Below are 1,762 nucleotides of genomic sequence, written 5' to 3' on the forward strand. Positions count from 1 at the left end.
AGGGGGAGCGGGTGGGCGACGAAATTTTTTCGAGGTGGGTAAAAGTGTTTCGAGGACGTGTCGAAGGGGATAGCATTCATCGACATGGGAGCGCTCCCAAACCGGATACCCCACAGCCGGAAAACGGAGACCGCACAGTGAATCCTGAAACTCGCACCAAGGCGCTCGGATGGCGGGCCCGCCTCGCGGCGCTGTTCTCGGCCGCACTGCTCTGCATGATCCCCTGGGCCGAGCCGGCCGCCGCCCACGGCTCGATCGTCGACCCCGCCGCCCGTAACTACGGGTGCTGGCTGCGCTGGGGCCACGACCACCTGAACCCCAACATGGCCAACCAGGACCCGATGTGCTGGCAGGCATGGCGGGACAACCCCAACGCCATGTGGAACTGGAACGGCCTGTACCGCGACAACGTGCGCGGCAACCACCAGGCGGCTGTGCCCAACGGTCAGCTGTGCAGCGGCGGTAACACGGAGAACGGCCGCTACCGTTCGATGGACACCGTCGGGAACTGGCAGGCCACCGACATCGGCAGCAACTTCACCGTGCGGCTGTACGACCAGGCCAGCCACGGCGCCGACTACTTCCGGATCTACGTCACCCGCCAGGGCTTCGACCCCACCCGTCAGTCCCTGAACTGGAGTGACCTGGAGCTCGTCCGGGAGACCGGTCGCTACGCCCCGGCCCAGAACATCTCGATCAACGTCAACACCCAGGGTCGCAGCGGTCGCCACATCGTCTACACGGTCTGGCAGGCCTCCCACATGGACCAGACGTACTATTTCTGCAGTGACGTGAACTTCCGCTGATCCGGCGGGGTTCGCACCCACCCCTCACGCACCGACGCACCACGCCCCGGCCCCGGAAGGGCTCAGGCGAGGGATCGGCCGCTGTCGTCCCGGGCCGTGGTCAGCGCCCAGATGACGAAGCCGTAGAACGCGATCGCCACCACCGACCACAGCGGGTAGTACGGCAGGGACAGGAAGTTGGCGACGATCAGCACGGCGGCCACGACCACCGCCGCCATCCTCGCCCAGGTGGCCCCGCTGAAGAGGCCGAGCGCGACCGCGATCACCACGAGGCCGGCGATCAGGTGGATCCACCCCCAGGCCGTCAGGTCGAGGGAGAACGTGTAGTCGGCAGTCGCGACGAACACCTCGTCCGAGCCGATCGCCATCACGCCGCGCAGGGCGTCGAAGAAACCCCCGATCAGCATCAGCACGGCGGCGAAGAGGACGCCACCGGCGGCGAGGACCTCGCTGCGGGACGGAGCGGTGCCGCGTCCCGCGCGGCCGGTCTGTTCGGTGCGGGTGTCATGGGCCCCGCGGGTGTCATGAGAAGACGCCATGATTCGGCCTCCGATCGAAAGCGGTGGGCACCCCGCCCCGGCGGGTGGGGTGAGTTGCTGTCCTTCCGGCGCGGCCATGTCCGATTTGTGGTTATTCGTCTCCATGCTCACGCCTTCCCGGCATATCCGCCACGCGGGGGATCGGGTCCCCCGAACGGGTGCGGGAAGGAGGGGTTCCCGAACGGGCCGGTGAGCCCTCGCCGGGCGCCGGGGCCCGTACTTCAATGGGGTGAGGGGGCACCGGGTCGTCGGCGGGGCGACCCCGGACGGATGCGAGGAGCCGGGGATGGCACGGGCACCGGGAACCGGAGGCGCGGAACGGACCGGGTTCGGCGGGTGGGCGCGCCGGTACGGGGAGACGGCGACGCTGGGCACGGCCGTGGCGGCCCTTCCGGTCGGGGCGGTGCTGTGGGGGGC

General features: G+C 69.0%; 2 protein-coding genes. One reads left to right on the forward strand and one right to left on the reverse strand.

Annotated elements, in window-relative coordinates:
* Positions 1-215: 215 nt before the first annotated feature.
* A complete protein-coding gene (locus FNQ90_RS21965) occupies positions 216-806 on the forward strand; it encodes a lytic polysaccharide monooxygenase auxiliary activity family 9 protein (RefSeq protein ID WP_143621084.1) in 591 nt (196 codons plus the stop codon).
* Positions 807-868: 62 nt separating this feature from the next.
* Here the strand turns inward: FNQ90_RS21965 and FNQ90_RS21970 are convergent, their stop codons facing one another.
* Complete coding sequence (locus FNQ90_RS21970; protein WP_182607940.1) at positions 869-1,345, reverse strand: DUF7144 family membrane protein; 477 nt, start codon at positions 1,343-1,345, stop codon at positions 869-871.
* Between the last annotated feature and the right edge of the window lie 417 nt (positions 1,346-1,762).

This window comes from Streptomyces alkaliphilus, assembly GCF_014141535.1.
Taxonomy (GTDB): Bacteria; Actinomycetota; Actinomycetes; order Streptomycetales; family Streptomycetaceae; genus Streptomyces; species Streptomyces alkaliphilus.